A 16,812-nucleotide genomic window follows, 5' to 3' on the forward strand; every position below is an offset into this window, starting at 1 on the left:
GACCCTGCGGGTGACCGCGGGGGCGATGGTGCGTGCCGTGCCCACGACACGCGGCGACGCACCGGAAGGGACGATCGCATGACCGATCCCGTCCGCAAATGCATCCTGACGCAGGACCGCGACCGGCGCGACAATCTGGTCCGGCTCGCGCTGGCACCCGACGGGACGATCCTGCCCGATGTCCGTGCCAAGGCGCCGGGGCGTGGCGCGTGGATCGGCGTCACGCGCGGCGAACTGGAAGAGGCGATCGCGAAGAAGCGGTTGCGCGGTGCGCTGGCACGCGCGTTCAAGGGCGAGGTATCGACGATCCCCGACGACCTGCCGCAGCGGATCGCCGCGGCGCTGGAACGCAATGCGCTCGACCGGCTCGGGCTCGAATCGCGTTCGGGGATGCTGTTCACCGGGTCCGAGAAGATCGAGACCGCGGCACGTTCGGGCCAGCTGAAGGCGCTCTACCATGCCGCCGACGCGGGTGCCGACGGCAACCGCAAGCTGGACCAGGCGTGGCGGATCGGATCGGATCGCGAAGGATCGCCGCTGCGGGGCTTGGTATTGCCGGTCGCGCGCACCATATTGTCGTTGGCGCTGGGCCGCGAGAATGTGGTACATATCGGCGTGACCGACCGCGCTGCGGCCGGGCGGGTGAGCGACGCGCTCGACCGCTGGCTGCATTTTATCGGACCTGAACCCACACCCGTGCCTTGCGAAACGGCCCCGCAAGGCGCATCGGCGCCCGGACGCGAACCCGACATCGTCGGGGCCGCAACCGACCGGCTTCGACCGGCCGTAGACGTAAACGAGGAATTTGAGTGAGCGACACCGACAACGAGAAGCCGAAACTTGGCATGCGCGCGCCCCTGGGGCTGAAGCGTACGGTCGAGACCGGCCAGGTGAAGCAGAGCTTCAGCCATGGCCGGTCCAATACGGTGATCGTGGAAACGAAGCGGCGGCGCGTGCTCGGCCGGCCGGGCGAAGCCGCCCCTGCGGCCGAACCGCAGGTCGAGGCGCCCGTCGCCGCGCCCGCCCCGGCGGCCGCCCCCGCACCGGCACCGCGCGCGCCCGCGTCGAACGAGACGGCGCAGGAGCGTCAGGCCCGCATGCTGCGCGAGGCCGAGGATCAGCGCATGCACGCGCTGGAGGACGCACGCCGTCGCGAGGAGGCCGCACGCGTGCAGGCCGCCGAGGACGAGCGCACGCGCGCCGCCGAAAAGGCCGCCGCCGCTGCGGCGCCTGCCGCGCCGGCGCCAGAACCGGTCGCAGCGCCTGCCCCCGCGCCGGAGCCTGCCGCTCCGTCGGTGGCCGCGCCGATCGTGCCGACGCCGGCCGGCCGTGGCTTCCGCCCGGTCGAGCGCGCCGCACCGCCGCCCGCACCCGCCGCCGAGCCCGCACCCGTGGCGGCGGTGGAACCCGCTCCCGCGCCGGTCGTGGCAGCGCCTGCGCCCGCCCCTGCCCCGCGTCCCGCCGCACCGGCGCCCGCGCCGACGCTGGAACTCGGGCGCGATCCGTCGATGCCGGCGCCGCGCCGCTTCTCGCCGGTCGCGCGACCCGAGATTCCCAAGCCGCAACCCAAGCCCGAACCGGTCGCCGCACCTGCCGCCGCCGCTTCGTCGTCGGCCGCATCGCCGTCGGCTGCCGGTGGTGCCTCGCGCAGCCTGCCCTCGGGTCAGGCGACGCCGCGCAACGCGCCGCCGAGCCGTCCGCAGCAGCGCGATCGCAAGGGCGACGAGCGTCGCGGCGGCAAGCTGACCGTCAACCGTGCGCTCGGCGACGATGGTGCGCGTTCGCGCAGCCTTGCCGCGCTCAAGCGTGCGCGCGAAAAGGAAAAGCGCCACTTCGGCGGCCCGCGCGAGGTGCAGGCCAAGCAGATCCGCGACGTCCAGGTGCCCGAGGCGATCACCGTCCAGGAACTCGCCAACCGCATGGCGGAAAAGGGCGCCGACCTCGTCAAGACGCTGTTCAAGATGGGCATGCCCGTTACGATGACGCAGACGATCGACCAGGATACCGCCGAATTGCTGGTGACCGAATTCGGCCACAACATCGTGCGCGTGTCCGACAGCGACATCGATCTGGCGATCGACACCGTCGAGGATGCCGACGAGCAGCTGAAGCCGCGTCCGCCGGTGGTCACGATCATGGGCCACGTCGACCACGGCAAGACGAGCCTGCTCGACGCGCTGCGCGGCACCGACGTGGTGCGCGGCGAGGCGGGTGGCATCACCCAGCATATCGGCGCCTATCAGGTCACGCTGAAGGACAAGTCGAAGGTCACGTTCCTCGACACGCCGGGCCACGAGGCGTTCACGCAGATGCGCGCGCGCGGTGCCGACGTCACCGACATCGTCGTGCTGGTCGTCGCCGCCGACGACGGGCTGATGCCGCAGACGATCGAGGCGATCAACCACACCAAGGCGGCCGGCGTGCCGATGATCGTGGCGATCAACAAGATCGACAAGTACGAGGCCAATGCCCAGCGGGTGCGCGAGCGCCTGCTGAGCGAAGAGGTGGTGGTCGAGGAAATGGGCGGCGACGTCCAGGACGTGGAGGTGTCCGCGCTCCAGAAGACCGGGCTCGACACGCTGATCGAGAAGATCCAGCTCCAGGCCGAACTGCTCGAACTGCGCGCCAACCCCGATCGCCCCGCCGAGGGCACGGTGATCGAGGCGAAGCTCGACAAGGGCCGCGGCCCGGTCGCGACGATCCTCGTCAACCGCGGCACGCTGAAGGTCGGCGACGTCTTCGTCATCGGCGCGGAAAGCGGCAAGGTCCGCGCGCTGATCGACGACAAGGGGCGTCAGGTGAAGGAAGCCGGCCCGGCGATGCCCGTGGAAGTGCTCGGCATGACCGGCGTTCCGTCGGCGGGCGATCCGTTGCAGGTGGTCGAGAGCGAGGCACGGGCACGCGAGGTCGCCGAATATCGCCAGAGCGTGCTGACGCAGAAGCGCACCACGACGGCGCCGGCGAGCCTCGAGAGCATGTTCTCGGCGCTGAAGGCCAATGCCGCGATCGAATATCCGCTCGTGGTGAAGGCCGATACGCAGGGCACCGTCGAGGCCATCGTCGCGTCGATCAACAAGATCTCGACCGATCTCATCAAGGCGCGCGTGCTGCACGCGGGCGTCGGCGGGATCACCGAGAGCGACGTGACGCTGGCGGGTGCCAGCGGCGCGCCGATCATCGGCTTCAACGTCCGCGCCAACGCCAAGGCGCGCGAGATCGCCGACCGGCAGAAGGTGGCGTTGAAATATTACGACGTCATCTACGACCTGACCGACGAGATCCGCGCCGGCATGGCAGGGCAGCTCGGGCCGGAGGCGTTCGAGACCGTCGTCGGGCGTGCGGAGATCCGCGACGTCTTCTCGGCCGGCAAGCACGGCAAGGCCGCCGGTCTGTTGGTCGTCGAGGGTATCATCCGCAAGGCGCTCAAGGCGCGCATCACGCGCAACGACGTCATCATCTACCAGGGTGAGATCGCCAGCCTGCGCCGCTTCAAGGACGACGTCCCCGAAGTGCGCGCCGGCCTGGAGTGCGGCGTGACGTTCACGTCGAACTTCGTCGACATCAAGGCGGGCGACTTCCTCGAGACGTTCGAGGTCGAGATGCGCGAACGCACGCTGTAAGTCTCTCCCCTTCCGCTTGGCGGGAGGGGAGTCATATGAACAAAGAACCCCAGGAAAAGTCGGTCCGCACGCTGCGCGTCGGCGAACAGGTGCGTCACGCCCTGTCCGAAATCCTCGCCCGTGGCGACGTCCACGACGAGACGCTCGCGAAGCATATGGTTTCGATCACCGAGGTGCGCATGTCCCCCGACCTGCGCCACGCGACGGCGTTCGTGAAGCCGTTGCTCGGCAAGGACGAGGCGGCGGTGTTGAAGGCGCTGCGCACCAACACCGCCTATCTCCAGCGCGAGGTAGCGCACAGGATCCAGACCAAATATGCGGCCAAGCTCAAGTTCCTGGCGGACGAAAGCTTCGACGAGGGCAGCCACATCGACGCGCTGCTGCGCAAGCCCGAGGTCGCGCGCGATCTGGGCGAGCACAGCGAGGATTGACGCCCGGTCGGGTAAGGCTCATCTTACCGACATGGGATTCGAAATTACCATGTCGTCCAAGGGACAGATCGTCATCCCGAAGGACGTCCGCGATGCTCTGAACCTGAAATCAGGAGAGCGGATGAGCGTGCATCGGGAAGGTCGCAGGATCATTCTCGAAGCCGCAGCGCCGCCGCGTGCGCGGATCAGCTACGAAGAGTTTCGTAACCGGGTGCCGCGATACGAGGGGCCGCCGGTGGCAACCGACGACATGACGAGCCGCATCGGAACGCTTTTCGACGACTGGCAAGAGTGACCGGGTGATCGCCGTCGATACCAACGTCGTCGTGCGGCTGATCGTGGCCGATGACGAAGGGCAGCTCATGGCGGCACTCGATCTTGTTTCGCGAGACGATGCATACGTTTCGCTGACCGTGCTGATGGAAACCGAATGGGTTCTCCGATCGCGCTACGCCTATAGCCGTGGCGCCATCCATGCCGCGTTCGACGCACTGCCTGCCTTGCTGCGGCTGCATGTCGAGGCGCCCGGCGACGTGGCATGGGCGCTGAAACGTTATGCGCTCGGCGGCGAGCTTGCGGACTATCTGCACATCGCGTCGGCGCGCACGATCGGTCGCTTCGCGTCCTTCGAAAAGAAACTGGCGGACCGCGCCGACCCTGACTCGCCCGCCACGGTGGAACTGATCGGCTGATGGCCAAGCTCTATTTCTACTATGCGTCGATGAACGCGGGCAAATCGACCAATCTGCTCCAGGCGGACTTCAACTATCGCGAACGCGGCATGGAGACGATGCTGTTCACCGCCGTGCTGGACGATCGCTTCGCGCGCGGCACGATCACCTCGCGGATCGGGCTGGAGGCGCCGGCGACGCCGTTCGACGCGACGACCGACATCGCCGCCTGCGTCGCCGACCGGCTGGCGGAACGCCCCCTCGCCTGCGTCCTGGTCGACGAGGCGCAGTTCCTGTCCGCCGGTCAGGTCGCGCAGCTCGCGCGGATCTGCGACGCGATGGACGTGCCGGTGCTCGCTTATGGTCTGCGCACCGACTTTCAGGGGCGGCTGTTCGAAGGCTCGGCCCGGCTGCTGGCGATCGCCGACACGCTCGTCGAGATCAAGTCGGTGTGCGTGTGCGGGCGGAAGGCGACGATGAACCTGCGCGTCGATACGCAAGGCCGCGCGATCGCCGAGGGCGCGCAGACCGAGATCGGCGGCAACGACCGCTATATCGCGCTGTGCCGCCGCCATTTCGCCGAGGCGCTGGAGGCGTAGGCTGCCGCTCTCAACGACGGGACCACGAACATGTTCGTGTCGACCGTGGCGCCGCCCGGTCCAGCCACCCCGTCATTGCGAGCGGAGCGAAGCAATCCAGAGCCGGACCAGGACGTCCTGGATTGCTTCGCTGCGCTCGCCATGACGGCGGGGGTGATGGGGCGCGCCGTCTGCCCATACCGCCGGTGCGGAAGCGCTAGCCCGCACGCCGCATCGCGCGCCGAAGCCCCTCGCCGTGACGAGCGCTGGCGTAACGACCCGCACCACGCCATATCGCGCGCATGAACCCCGAGAACATCGTCTACCGCACCGCCGTCTGGATCATCCCGCTGGTGATCGCGATCGTCTTTCACGAAGTCGCGCACGGCTGGATGGCGAAATGGCTCGGCGATCCGACCGCGCAGGAGGAACGGCGGCTGAGCTTCAACCCCCTGCGCCACGTCGATCCGGTCGGCACGGTGATCCTGCCGCTGGGCCTCGCCATCGCCGGCGCGCCGGTGTTCGGCTGGGCGAAGCCGGTGCCGGTGATCGCGCAAAGGATGCGCAACCCGCGCTGGGGCATGGTCGCGGTCGCGCTAGCCGGGCCGGGCATGAACCTGTTGCTGGCGACGGGCGCCGCGATCGCGATCGGCGCCGCGGCCGCGCTGTCGGGGGGTGTGCAGCCGACCGGTATCGCCGGGTTCGTGCTGGCCAACCTGTTCAACTTCCTGCTGGTCAACGTCTTCCTCGCGGTCTTCAACCTGTTGCCGATGCCGCCGTTCGACGGCGGGCACGTCGTCGAGGGGCTGCTGCCCCGCCCGCTGGCGGCGCAATGGGCGAAAATCGGGCGGTTCGGCATCCTGTTGCTGATCCTGCTGCTGGTGGTGGTGCCGATGATCTTTCCGGGCGCCGATATCGTCGGGCGGATCGTCGGGCCGCCGGCGCAGGCGGTGATCGGCTGGTTCCTCGCGCTGGCGGCGTCGATCGCCTGATGCACGGCTGGATCATCGTCGACAAACCATTGGGGCTCGGCAGCACGCAGGTCGTCTCCGCAGTCAAGCGTGCGCTGCGGCAAGCCGGCTATGGCAAGGTCAAGGTCGGCCACGGCGGCACGCTCGATCCGCTGGCGACGGGCGTGCTGCCGATCGCGGTGGGCGAAGCGACCAAGCTCGCCGGACGTATGCTCGACAGCGACAAGGTATACGACTTCACCATCCGCTTCGGGACGCAGACCGATACCCTCGATGCGGAGGGAGTGGGCATCGCCACGTCCGACGTCCGGCCGACGCTGGCGGCGGTGGAGGCGGTGCTGCCGCGCTTCACCGGGCCGATCGCCCAGGTGCCACCGGCGTACAGCGCGCTGAAGGTCGGCGGCGAGCGGGCATACGACCTCGCCCGCGCCGGTGCGGAGGTGGTGCTCGCGAGCCGGAACGTGACGGTGCACGCTCTTCATTCCTCCCCGGCACGGGGAGGGGGACCGCCGGCGTCAGCCGGAGGTGGAGGGGGATCGCCGCAAACGGCATCGCCCGAGGAGCCTCCCCTCCACCGCCCCGCAGGTGGAGGATCGCCGCAAGCGGCATTGCCCGGGGTAGCCCCCCTCCACCATCCTGCGGATGGTCCCCCTCCCCGTGCCGGGGAGGATCTGGAAGAGGTCACGCTCACCGCCCATGTGTCCAAGGGCACCTATATCCGCAGTCTCGCGCGCGACATCGCACTGGCGCTGGGCACGGTCGGTCACGTCACGATGCTGCGCCGGCTGAAGGCGGGCCCGTTCGACCTGTCACCGGCGATAACGCTGGACAAATTGGCCGAAGCCGCTACTGCGCGCACCCTTGAACAGGTAATCCTGCCGTTGAGGGCGGGGCTGGACGACATCCCGGCTCTCCCCCTCTCCCCGGATCAGGCAGGGGCGCTCCGCCAGGGGCGCGTGCTGACCGGGATCGCCCAGGACGATGGCCCGTATTTCGCGTGTGACGGTGAAACCCCGGTCGCGCTGGTGCAGGTCGAGGCCGCAGAGGCCCGTGTCGTCCGCGGTTTCAACCTATGATGTCGAGGACTGACACATGACGATCACCGCCGAACGCAAGACCGAACTCGTCAAGGAACATGCGCGCCAGGACGGCGACACGGGTTCGCCCGAGGTACAGGTCGCGATCCTGTCGGAGCGCATCAAGAACCTGACCGAGCATTTCAAGGGTCACAAGAAGGACAACCATTCGCGCCGCGGGCTGCTGATGATGGTCAACAAGCGGCGCTCGCTGCTCGACTATCTGCGCAAGACCGATGGCCAGCGGTATCTGGACCTGATCGCGAAGCTCGGCCTTCGCAAGTAACGATGAGGGCGGCCTTCGGGTCGCCCTTTTCGTATCGCCGTGCTATGCGCGGCCACGCAATTCACGAATACCGGCATGACGCCGGGTATGCGGAGACGGGCAATTCGGCCCCGACCCTCCGGAGCGACGAGACGCTCCACACCGACGCGGGCCGGCTAGCCCGCGAGACAGGCCCCCCGACGCGATCCGCGCGCGGGGAGTGAAGGAAAATACATGTTCAATGCCAAGAAGGTATCGATCGAGTGGGGCGGCCAGACGCTGACCCTCGAAACGGGCAAGGTCGCCCGCCAGGCCGACGGCGCGGTGATCGCGACGCTCGGCGAGACGGTCGTGCTCTGCGCCGTCACCGCCGCCAAGTCGGTGAAGGAAGGCCAGGATTTCTTCCCGCTGACCGTCCACTACCAGGAGAAGTTCTCCGCCAGCGGCCGCATCCCCGGCGGCTTCTTCAAGCGCGAACGCGGCGCGACCGAGCGTGAGACGCTGGTCAGCCGCCTGATCGATCGTCCGATCCGCCCGCTGTTCCCGGAAGGCTTCTACAACGAGATCAACTGCATCGCGCAGGTGATGAGCTATGACGGCGAGAACGAGCCCGACCTGCTGGCGATGATCGCCGCATCGGCCGCGATGACGCTGTCGGGCGTGCCCTTCATGGGCCCGATCGGCGCCGCGCGCGTCGGTTACCAGAACGGCGAATATGTCCTCAACCCGTCGGACACGCAGGTCGCCGAGGGCGAGCTGGACCTGATGGTCGCCGCGACGCACGACGCCGTGATGATGGTCGAATCGGAAGCCAAGGAGCTGTCCGAGGACGTCATGCTCGGCGCGGTCATGTTCGCGCACAAGGCGTCGCAGCAGGTGATCGACGCGATCATCAAGCTCGCCGAACAGGCCGCCAAGGAGCCCTGGGAACTGAAGGTCCAGGACGACAAGGCCGAAGTGAAGGCCAAGCTCAAGAAGCTGATCGGCAAGGATCTGGAGGCGGCATACAAGCTGACCGACAAGCAGCAGCGCCAGACCGCGATCAACGAGGCGCGCGCCAAGGCCCGCGACGGCATGGCCGACCTGAAGGACAGCGACCCGCAGGCGTATCTCGCCAGCCTGAAGCTGGTGAAGAAGCTGGAGGCGGACATCGTCCGCACCGCGATCCTGAAGACCGGCCGCCGCATCGACGGTCGCGACACCACCACCGTCCGTCCGATCGAATCGGAAGTCCACTTCCTGCCGCGCGCACATGGCTCCGCCCTGTTCACCCGCGGCGAGACGCAGACGATCGCCACCACCACGCTCGGCACCCGCGACGCGGAGCAGATGATCGACGGCCTCAACGGCCTGTCGTACCAGAACTTCATGCTCCACTATAACTTCCCGCCCTATTCGGTCGGCGAAGTCGGCCGCTTCGGGGCGCCGGGGCGTCGCGAGGTCGGTCACGGCAAGCTCGCGTGGCGCGCGCTGCACCCGGTGCTGCCGACCAAGGAGGAATTCCCCTACACGATCCGCGTCACCAGCGACATCACCGAGAGCAACGGCTCGTCGTCGATGGCGACGGTGTGCGGCGGTTCGCTGTCGATGATGGACGCCGGCGTGCCGCTGAAGCGCCCCGTCTCGGGCATCGCGATGGGCCTGATCCTGGAGGGCAAGGACTTCGCCGTCCTGTCGGACATCCTGGGCGACGAGGATCACCTCGGCGACATGGACTTCAAGGTCGCCGGCACCAGCGAGGGCATCACCGCGCTGCAGATGGACATCAAGATCTCCGGCATCACCGAAGAGATCATGAAGGTCGCGCTGAAGCAGGCCCATGCCGGCCGCGCGCACATCCTGGGCGAGATGGCCAAGGCACTGGGCGAGACGCGTTCGGAACTGTCGGCGCACGCGCCGCGCATCGAAACCTTCTCGATCGACAAGTCGAAGATCCGCGAAGTCATCGGCACCGGCGGCAAGGTGATCCGCGAGATCGTCGCCACCACCGGCGCCAAGGTCGACATCGACGACGAGGGCGTCATCAAGGTGTCGTCGTCCGATCCGTCGCAGATCGAGGCCGCGATCAAGTGGATCAAGGGCCTCGTCGAGGAAGCCGAAGTCGGCAAGGTCTATGACGGCAAGGTCGTCAACCTTGTGGACTTCGGTGCGTTCGTGAACTTCATGGGTGGCAAGGACGGCCTCGTCCACGTCTCCGAGATCAAGAACGAGCGCGTCGAAAAGGTGTCGGACGTCCTGTCCGAAGGCCAGGCCGTGAAGGTCAAGGTCCTCGAGATCGATCCGCGCGGCAAGGTGCGCCTGTCGATGCGCGTCGTCGATCAGGACACCGGCGCCGAGCTGGAGGACACCCGTCCGGCGCGCGAACCGCGCGAAGGCGGCGACCGTGGTCCGCGCGGGCCCCGCAGCGGCGGCGGCGACCGTGACGGCGGCGGTCGTGGCGACCGGGGTCCGCGTCGCGACGGTTCGGGCCGTGACGGCGGTGGCCGCGGCCCGCGTCGCGACGGCGGCGACCGTGGTCCCCGTGGCGAGGGCGGTGGCGATCGCGGTCCCCGCAACGGCGGCGGCAACGACGACGGCCCCGCGCCCGAGTTCGCGCCCGCGTTCCTGACCGAGACGCGCGACTGATCCTCGGCTCCGGCCGCAGGCAAGAATGGGGCCCGGCAGCGATGCCGGGCCCCTTTCGCATTGGAGCGCGGAGCATTGCGACGCTCGCCGGTCCCATGCACGACACGACGAGGACGATCCGCGCGATTGATCCAGATAAATGGCGCCGATGCCGGAATCCCATTATAGGACAGGTGCTTGCGGCGCGTGGCGTACAGGCGGCAAGCTGGTCGACTCGGGATGCCGCCATGCCCATGCCTGCTGATATGGAATATTATGCCCGCCGCGAACGCCAGGAGATGGCGCTCGCCGACCGTGCCGGCAATGCCGAGGGGCGCCGCGTCCACCTCGAGATGGCGCGCCGCTATGCCAGCCTGATCGCCGAACATCCGGCCCCGGATGATGGCGGCCTGCGCCTCGCCTGACCCCTACAGGAAGCCCACCTGACGCAGCCATGCCGCGCAGAGGGTGGGCCACGCCGCCACCGGCAGCCCCGCCGTGTCCAGCGCGAAGCCGTGCGGCGCATCGCCGAAGACGTGCAGCTCCGCCGTGCCTCCCGCCGCCAGCCATGCCGCGTGCAGTCGCCACGCATTGTCGACCGGCACCACCGGATCGTTTGCCGCATAGACGATGAACGCCGGCGGCGGCCCGGGCATCACCTGCGCGTCGGGTTGCAGCGCGTCGTAGAGCGCCTGCTTCTCGACCGGCGGCAGCGGCGGCTTGTTCGCGACGATCGTCCGGCCGGCGGCATTGGTCGAGATGGGGGCGTAGCCGATCACCATCACGTCGGGCCGCGCCACCGCCGTGCCGGGCCAGTCGGCCGGCCGCGCGGCGGCGAGGCTCGCGGCGAGATGCCCGCCCGACGAGAGGCCGACGACGCCGACCCGGTCGAACCCCGCGCCCCGGATCGCCTGCAAGGCCGCACCGGCATCGTCGAGCGGCGCCGACGGTCCATGCCGCGCATCGGGAAACCGGTGGAGCAGGACGAAGGCGCTATAGCCCAGCGCGTTCAGCCAGCGCGCGACCTGCACGCCTTCGCGTCCCGCCATCAGCGCGACATAACCGCCCCCGCCGAGCACCAGCATCGCCCGCCCGTTCGGCACCACCGGCCGGAATTCGAGCAGGACCGGCGCCGCGACCGCAGTCACCACCGCCTCGTCGGCGGCGCGCCCGGGCTCGAACGTCACCTCGCCCGCGCCGCCCGGCAGGGGCAGCAGCGCATCCGCGCCGAGCATCGCGCCCGGTCCCTCTGCCGCGGGTCGCCCCGGATCGCCGCCGCCGCTCATGCTGCGATACTGTTGCCATAGCCGATCACGACCGTCGCGATCAGCAGCAGCGCGACGCCGCCCCACACCACGGCCTTGATCCGCGCACCGACGTCCTTCCACTCGCGAAAGGCAAAGCCCCACAGCGTGCCGAAGATGATGATCGACGCCATGTGCAGCGTCCAGCTGGAAAACCCGAGCCGCCCCATCTGGCTTTCGCCCATCGTGTAGAAGAAGAACTGGAAATACCAGGTGACGCCGGCCAGCGCGCTCAGCACGTAGTTGCGCAGCAGCGGCGGACGCTCGACCGAGGGGGCGACGCGTCCTGCCCATTCGCCGCCGCTGCGGTTGCGCGCGACGAGAACGGCGCACCACACGCCGTTGGTGATGAGGCCGCCGAACATGACGAGGCACAGCACCGGCAGCCCGGTCCACAGCGGCCCCGTCCCCGCCGCCGCGGACAGGCCCTTGATCGGCTCGCCCGCGGCGAGGCCGAAGGCGAAGCAGGGGGACATGATGCCGGCGAAGATCGCGACCGCGATCCCCTTTCTGAAATCGAATTCGGCGACGACGGCGGCCTTCTGTTCGGGGGTCAGCAGCGCGTCCTTGCGCGCGCCCGCGATCGCGACGACGACGATCCCGAGCACGGTCAGGCCGATCCCCGCGAGGACGATGTTGCCCGATGTCGTCGCCAGCAGCTTTTCGTGGAATTCGCCGGTGAACAGCGGCGGGATCAGCGTGCCGAACACGGTGCACAGCCCCAGCACCACCGCCATGCCGAGGCTGAGCCCCAGATAGCGCATCACCAGCCCGTAGCCGAGGCCGCCGAAGCCCCACAGCAGCCCGAAGACGATCGGCCACCAGAACGCCGGCGAAGGCGCGCTGGTCAACACGCCGATGAGGTCGCGGGTCTGCAACGACGCGAAGAACCACGGCGCGAACACCCAGGAGAATATGCCCCCGGTCAGCCAGTAGATCTCCCACGACCACCGCTTCACGCCGCGATAGGGGACGTAGAAGCTCGCCGACGCCAGCCCGCCCAGCCAGTGGTAGAAGACGCCGAGCAGCGGATTGGGGGTCATGCGGTCGATCCTGTGGTGATAACGGGAAGAACGGTTGCCGTGTCGGGGGCCGGCGTCAGCCGCCTTGGTTGCGGACGGACGCGGCAGTCCTGCCGGCCGGTCGGTCCCCGCCCCGACCTGCGCCGGGGACCGCGCGCGCGACGGTCATGGACGGACCGTGACAATTTCACACGCCCAGCCCGAGCCGGTACACGCGGTCGGCGTTGCGCCCGAACATCGCCCGCCGATCGTCTTCGCCAAAGCCGTCCGCCACGGCGTGATACGCCTCCATGTAACGGTCGATCGGCGCGAACAGCGTGTCGGTGGGCATGTCGCTGGCGAACAGGCAGCGATCGGTGCCGAACCGGTCGATCGTCTCCAGCAGCAACGGACGCACCCGCTCCGCCGTCCAGTCGCGCCATATGAAGCCCAGCCCCGACAGCTTGACCGCGACGTGCGGCAGCGCCGAGAGCGCCGCCATCCCTGCCCGCCATTCCGACAGGCCGTCGGGATCGCTCATCACCGGCATGCCGAGGTGGTTGACGACGACCGGCACGTCGGGATGCCGTGCGAACAGCCGCGCGAGGGCGGGCATCTGGCCCGGATAGCATTGCAGGTCGAACGACAGGCGGTGATGCGCAAGCCGCGCGAAGCCCGCGTGCCACGCCGCGTCCTGCGTCACGTCGCGCGGACTGTAGGTGCGCCGGGCGTCGGGGTGCCAGTTGACGATCTGGCGGATGCCGCGCACCCGCGGATGCGCCGCCTGTCGCGCGAGCAGCGCGTCGGCCGCCGGGTCGGACAGATCGGCATAGGCGACGATCCCGGTCGGCAGGCCGGTCTCGTGCCCCTGCCGTTCGAGCCATTCGGTCTCGCGCAGCGCGTCCGCCGCCTCCGCCCCGGCGTCGATATGGACCGCGCCGACGACGTTCCAGCGGGACAGGTCGTCGCGATATTGCGCCACGCCGTAATCCCGTGCGATCGCCGCGGCGCTGCCGTTGGGGCCGTCGCCGTCGAACGGCGGGGTCAGCCACGGATAGCGGATATGGGCGAGGTCCCACAGATGGATGTGGGCATCGACGAACGGGATCGCGGTCATCCGTCTCTCCGGCTGGCCGTGCCGTCTCGCATACGGACGGCTGCGGCGTGGTTCAAAGCCTGATCCGTCATCGCGGGCGGCGCGGCGCGACCGGCGGCGTACCGGTCCGGCTCACGCATGCCGCGCCACGATCGCGATGACGGGATCGGCGGGTCAGTAGGTCGTCCGGCCGCCGGACGTGTCGAACACCGACGCGGTGGTGAAGCTGCATTCCTCGGACGCCATGAAGCACACCATCGCGGTGGATTCGTGTACCTCGCCGAGCCGCCCCATCGGAATCTTCGATCGCATATAGTCGACCTGGCTCTGCGGCAGCTGGTCGAGGATCGGGCTTTCGAACGTCGCCGGGGTCAGCGCGTTGGCGATCACGCCCTTCCCCGCCAGTTCCTTGCCCAGGCTCTTGGTGAAGCCGATCACCCCCGCCTTGGTCGCCGAATAGGCGGAGGCGTTGGGATTGCCCTCCTTGCCCGCGACCGAGGCGACGTTGACGATCCGGCCATAGCCGTTGGCGAGCAGCGCGGGCACGATCGCCCGGTTGCAATAGAACAGGCCGTTGAGGTTGACGCCGACCACCTGCAACCAACTGTCGATCGGGAATTCGTGCACCGGCACCGTGGCGCCGGTGATCCCCGCCGAACAGACCAGCACGTCGATCTTGCCGAGCGCCGCCAGCGTCGTCTCGGCCGCGCGGGCGACCGCATCCGCATCGGACACGTCGAGCGCGACGACGTGCGCCGCGCCGATCTCGTCCTTCGCCGCCGCCAGCGCATCGGCGTTGAGGTCCCACAACGCGACCGTGCCGCCCTCGGCGACGATGCGCCGCGCGACGTCGCGGCCCAGCCCCGACGCGCCGCCCGTAATGACCGCATGGCGACCCGCGAACCGTCCCGCATAGGTCATGCGAGCACGCCTTCGCCCAGGTGCCGCCACGCGACGACCTGCTGCCGCTGCGTACCGAGCTTCGCGATCGAAAGCTCCATCACGTCGCCTTCCTTGAGATAGATCGCCTCGGGCTTCTTGCCCTCGCCGACGCCCGGCGGGGTGCCGGTAATGAGCAGGTCGCCGGGCTGCAGCGTGATATATTCGCTGACGTAGCTGATGAGCTGCTTCAGGTCGAAGATCATCGTCTTCGTATTGCCGGTCTGCATCCGCGTGCCGTTGACGTCGAGCTGCATGGCGAGGTCCTGCGGATCGCCGACCTCGTCCGGGGTCACCAGCCACGGCCCGACCGGGCAGAAGGTGTCGTGCCCCTTGCCCTTCGACCATTGCGACCCGCGCTGCTTCTGGTTGAAGCGTTCCGACACGTCGTTCGCCAGCACATAGCCCGCGACGTGGTCCAGCGCCGCATCCTCGGACACGTAGCGGCAGGTCCTGCCGATGACGACGCCCAGCTCGACCTCCCAGTCGCCATGCGTCGCGCCCCTGGGCAGCACCACGTCGTCGTTGGGACCGGACAGGCTGGACAGTGACTTCATGAACATCATCGGTTCGGTCGGGATCGGCAGGTTCGATTCGATCGCATGGTCGCGATAGTTGAGGCCGATCGCGACGATCTTGCCGATGCCCTTCACCGGCACGCCGTAGCGCGGGCTGCCCTCGACGACGGGCAGCGACGCGACGTCGACGTCCTTCAGGGTGGCGAGCGCGTCGACGGTGATGTCGGCGACCACGCCCGATGCATCGCGGATCGTGCCGGCATCGTCGACGACGCCGGGTTTTTCCTGGCCGGGCTGGCCGAAACGGCAAAGCTTCATGGGGAGGATCTTTCTGCGGGTATCAATGGGTGTAGGGACGGTGCATCGCGATCTCGCGATTGAGCTCGACGCCGAAGCCGGGCGCGTCGAGCGCGCTCGCCTTCAGCCGCCCGTTCTGCGGCACCGGCTCGCCGATCAGCTGCGGGTGGAACATCGGCACCACCTCGGTCGGGCCGGGGTGCATCATCAGATATTCCGCGAACGGCGAATTGTGGCGCGTGATGACGAAATGATAGCTGTAGACCGACGATCCGTGCGGCACGACCATCTTGCCATGCGCATCGGCGAGCGCGCTGATCTTGAGCAATTCGGTGACGCCGCCGCACCAGCCGACGTCGGGCTGGATGATGTCGCAGCAGTCCATCTCCATCAGCATACGGAAGCCCCAGCGCGTCGCCTCATGCTCGCCGGTGGTGACCAGCATGCCCTTGGGCACGTTCTTCTTGAGCTGCGCATAGCCCCAGTAATCGTCGGGGCTGATCGCCTCCTCGATCCATTTCAGGTCGTAATCGTGCGCGGCGATCGCGAGGCGGGTGGCATAGTCGACGTCGAGCGCCATCCAGCAATCCCACATCAGCCAGAAATCCGGCCCGCACTTCGCGCGCATGTCGGCCAGCTCGGCGATGTTCTTCCTGAGGCCCTCGATCCCCTCGGCGGGGCCGTGGTGCAGCGGCATCTTGCCACCGATGAAGCCGAATTCCTTCGCCTTGTCGGGCCGCGCACCGGTCGCGTAGAATTGCAGTTCGTCGCGCACCGCCCCGCCGAGCAGGTGATAGACCGGCTCCTGCCGCAGCTTGCCGATGAGGTCCCACAGCGCCAGGTCGACGCCGGAGATCGCGTTGATGACCAGCCCCTTGCGCCCGTAATATTGGGTCGAGAAGTACATCTGGTCCCAGATCTTCTCATAATCCGTCGGGCTGCGCCCTTCGAGGAATCGCGCGAGGTGCTTTTCGACGATGAAGCACGCCGGCTCGCCGCCCGTGGTCACCGCGAAGCCGATCGTGCCGTCCTCCGCCTCGATCTCCACCACCAACGTGCCGAGCACGTTGATGCCGAAGCTCTGCCGCGACTGGCGGTATTCGGGATAGCGGCTCATCGGCGTGGCGATATGGTCGTCGATCCAATGCCCTTCGCCCTGGTCGTGGTAATCGGCACCGCCGCCGCGCACCGTAAAGGCCCGGACATGCTTGATCTTGGGCAAGGACACGATTCCCACGCGAGACTCCCGTTTTGTCGCCAGCAACCGTCTCGACAGGGGTACCGCCGATGGCGGCAAGAGCATCCTCCCGAGCTTGTCACTTTTTTCACTTTATGGGATAGCTCGTTACGTGATGAGAAAAGCCGCGTCAAACGGAGACTCGGGGCCGATGAGGAAAAGCGTTTTGGCCCCCTGTTGCGCCCCGTCCGGGATTGCCGCCTT

The 16,812-nt window shown here is 68.2% G+C and carries 17 protein-coding genes; 11 read left to right on the plus strand and 6 right to left on the minus strand.

What is annotated here, in order from left to right:
* Nucleotides 1-78 precede the first annotated feature (78 nt).
* The 11 genes from LPN01_RS05840 (at nucleotide 79) to LPN01_RS05890 (ending at nucleotide 10,641) form a co-directional block, all read left to right on the plus strand.
* The gene (locus tag LPN01_RS05840; protein ID WP_262827419.1) at nucleotides 79-813 is read left to right on the plus strand and encodes a DUF448 domain-containing protein; all 735 of its coding nucleotides are present in this window, start codon (nucleotides 79-81) and stop codon (nucleotides 811-813) included.
* A complete protein-coding gene (infB, locus tag LPN01_RS05845) occupies nucleotides 810-3,620 on the plus strand; it encodes a translation initiation factor IF-2 (protein WP_262827420.1) in 2,811 nt (936 codons plus the stop codon). Before LPN01_RS05840 ends, infB begins: the two co-directional genes overlap by 4 nt.
* Before the next feature lie 35 nt (nucleotides 3,621-3,655).
* Nucleotides 3,656-4,051: a 30S ribosome-binding factor RbfA gene (gene rbfA, locus LPN01_RS05850; protein WP_262827421.1), complete on the plus strand. Its 396-nt coding sequence runs from the start codon at nucleotides 3,656-3,658 to the stop codon at nucleotides 4,049-4,051.
* A 31-nt stretch (nucleotides 4,052-4,082) separates the two neighbouring features.
* Complete coding sequence (locus LPN01_RS05855; protein ID WP_262827422.1) at nucleotides 4,083-4,346, plus strand: AbrB/MazE/SpoVT family DNA-binding domain-containing protein; 264 nt, start codon at nucleotides 4,083-4,085, stop codon at nucleotides 4,344-4,346.
* A gap of 4 nt (nucleotides 4,347-4,350) precedes the next feature.
* Entirely contained in the window at nucleotides 4,351-4,743 is a 393-nt protein-coding gene (locus LPN01_RS05860) for a type II toxin-antitoxin system VapC family toxin (RefSeq protein ID WP_262827423.1), read from the plus strand.
* Entirely contained in the window at nucleotides 4,743-5,321 is a 579-nt protein-coding gene (locus LPN01_RS05865) for a thymidine kinase (protein WP_262827424.1), read from the plus strand. The genes LPN01_RS05860 and LPN01_RS05865 overlap by 1 nt, the downstream gene beginning before the upstream one ends.
* A gap of 281 nt (nucleotides 5,322-5,602) precedes the next feature.
* Complete coding sequence (locus LPN01_RS05870; protein WP_262827425.1) at nucleotides 5,603-6,292, plus strand: site-2 protease family protein; 690 nt, start codon at nucleotides 5,603-5,605, stop codon at nucleotides 6,290-6,292.
* Entirely contained in the window at nucleotides 6,292-7,347 is a 1,056-nt protein-coding gene (gene truB / locus LPN01_RS05875) for a tRNA pseudouridine(55) synthase TruB (RefSeq protein WP_262827426.1), read from the plus strand. The genes LPN01_RS05870 and truB overlap by 1 nt, the downstream gene beginning before the upstream one ends.
* A gap of 16 nt (nucleotides 7,348-7,363) precedes the next feature.
* A complete protein-coding gene (gene rpsO / locus LPN01_RS05880; protein WP_262827427.1) occupies nucleotides 7,364-7,633 on the plus strand; it encodes a 30S ribosomal protein S15 in 270 nt (89 codons plus the stop codon).
* Nucleotides 7,634-7,846: 213 nt separating this feature from the next.
* Entirely contained in the window at nucleotides 7,847-10,237 is a 2,391-nt protein-coding gene (gene pnp, locus LPN01_RS05885; RefSeq protein ID WP_262827428.1) for a polyribonucleotide nucleotidyltransferase, read from the plus strand.
* A 227-nt stretch (nucleotides 10,238-10,464) separates the two neighbouring features.
* Nucleotides 10,465-10,641 carry a hypothetical protein gene (locus tag LPN01_RS05890; protein WP_262827429.1) on the plus strand — a complete coding sequence of 59 codons (177 nt, stop codon included), beginning with the start codon at nucleotides 10,465-10,467 and terminating at the stop codon, nucleotides 10,639-10,641.
* 3 nt (nucleotides 10,642-10,644) lie between these two features.
* On the opposite strand, the gene LPN01_RS05895 is transcribed toward LPN01_RS05890, so the two are convergent.
* The 6 genes from LPN01_RS05895 to rhmD form a co-directional block, all read right to left on the minus strand.
* The gene (locus LPN01_RS05895; protein WP_262827430.1) at nucleotides 10,645-11,502 is read right to left on the minus strand and encodes an alpha/beta hydrolase; all 858 of its coding nucleotides are present in this window, start codon (nucleotides 11,500-11,502) and stop codon (nucleotides 10,645-10,647) included.
* Nucleotides 11,499-12,563: an L-rhamnose/proton symporter RhaT gene (gene rhaT / locus LPN01_RS05900; RefSeq protein ID WP_262827431.1), complete on the minus strand. Its 1,065-nt coding sequence runs from the start codon at nucleotides 12,561-12,563 to the stop codon at nucleotides 11,499-11,501. The genes LPN01_RS05895 and rhaT overlap by 4 nt, the downstream gene beginning before the upstream one ends.
* Before the next feature lie 166 nt (nucleotides 12,564-12,729).
* The gene (locus LPN01_RS05905) at nucleotides 12,730-13,638 is read right to left on the minus strand and encodes an amidohydrolase family protein (RefSeq protein ID WP_262827432.1); all 909 of its coding nucleotides are present in this window, start codon (nucleotides 13,636-13,638) and stop codon (nucleotides 12,730-12,732) included.
* Between the two features lie 153 nt (nucleotides 13,639-13,791).
* Nucleotides 13,792-14,538, minus strand: coding sequence for an SDR family NAD(P)-dependent oxidoreductase (locus LPN01_RS05910; protein ID WP_262827433.1), 747 nt, complete (start codon nucleotides 14,536-14,538; stop codon nucleotides 13,792-13,794).
* Nucleotides 14,535-15,392: a fumarylacetoacetate hydrolase family protein gene (locus tag LPN01_RS05915; protein ID WP_262827434.1), complete on the minus strand. Its 858-nt coding sequence runs from the start codon at nucleotides 15,390-15,392 to the stop codon at nucleotides 14,535-14,537. The genes LPN01_RS05910 and LPN01_RS05915 overlap by 4 nt, the downstream gene beginning before the upstream one ends.
* A 22-nt stretch (nucleotides 15,393-15,414) precedes the next feature.
* Nucleotides 15,415-16,599 carry an L-rhamnonate dehydratase gene (gene rhmD, locus LPN01_RS05920; RefSeq protein WP_262827470.1) on the minus strand — a complete coding sequence of 395 codons (1,185 nt, stop codon included), beginning with the start codon at nucleotides 16,597-16,599 and terminating at the stop codon, nucleotides 15,415-15,417.
* Nucleotides 16,600-16,812: the final 213 nt, after the last annotated feature.

The sequence above is a fragment of the Sphingomonas sp. A2-49 genome, from assembly GCF_025548555.1.
GTDB lineage: Bacteria > Pseudomonadota > Alphaproteobacteria > Sphingomonadales > Sphingomonadaceae > Sphingomonas.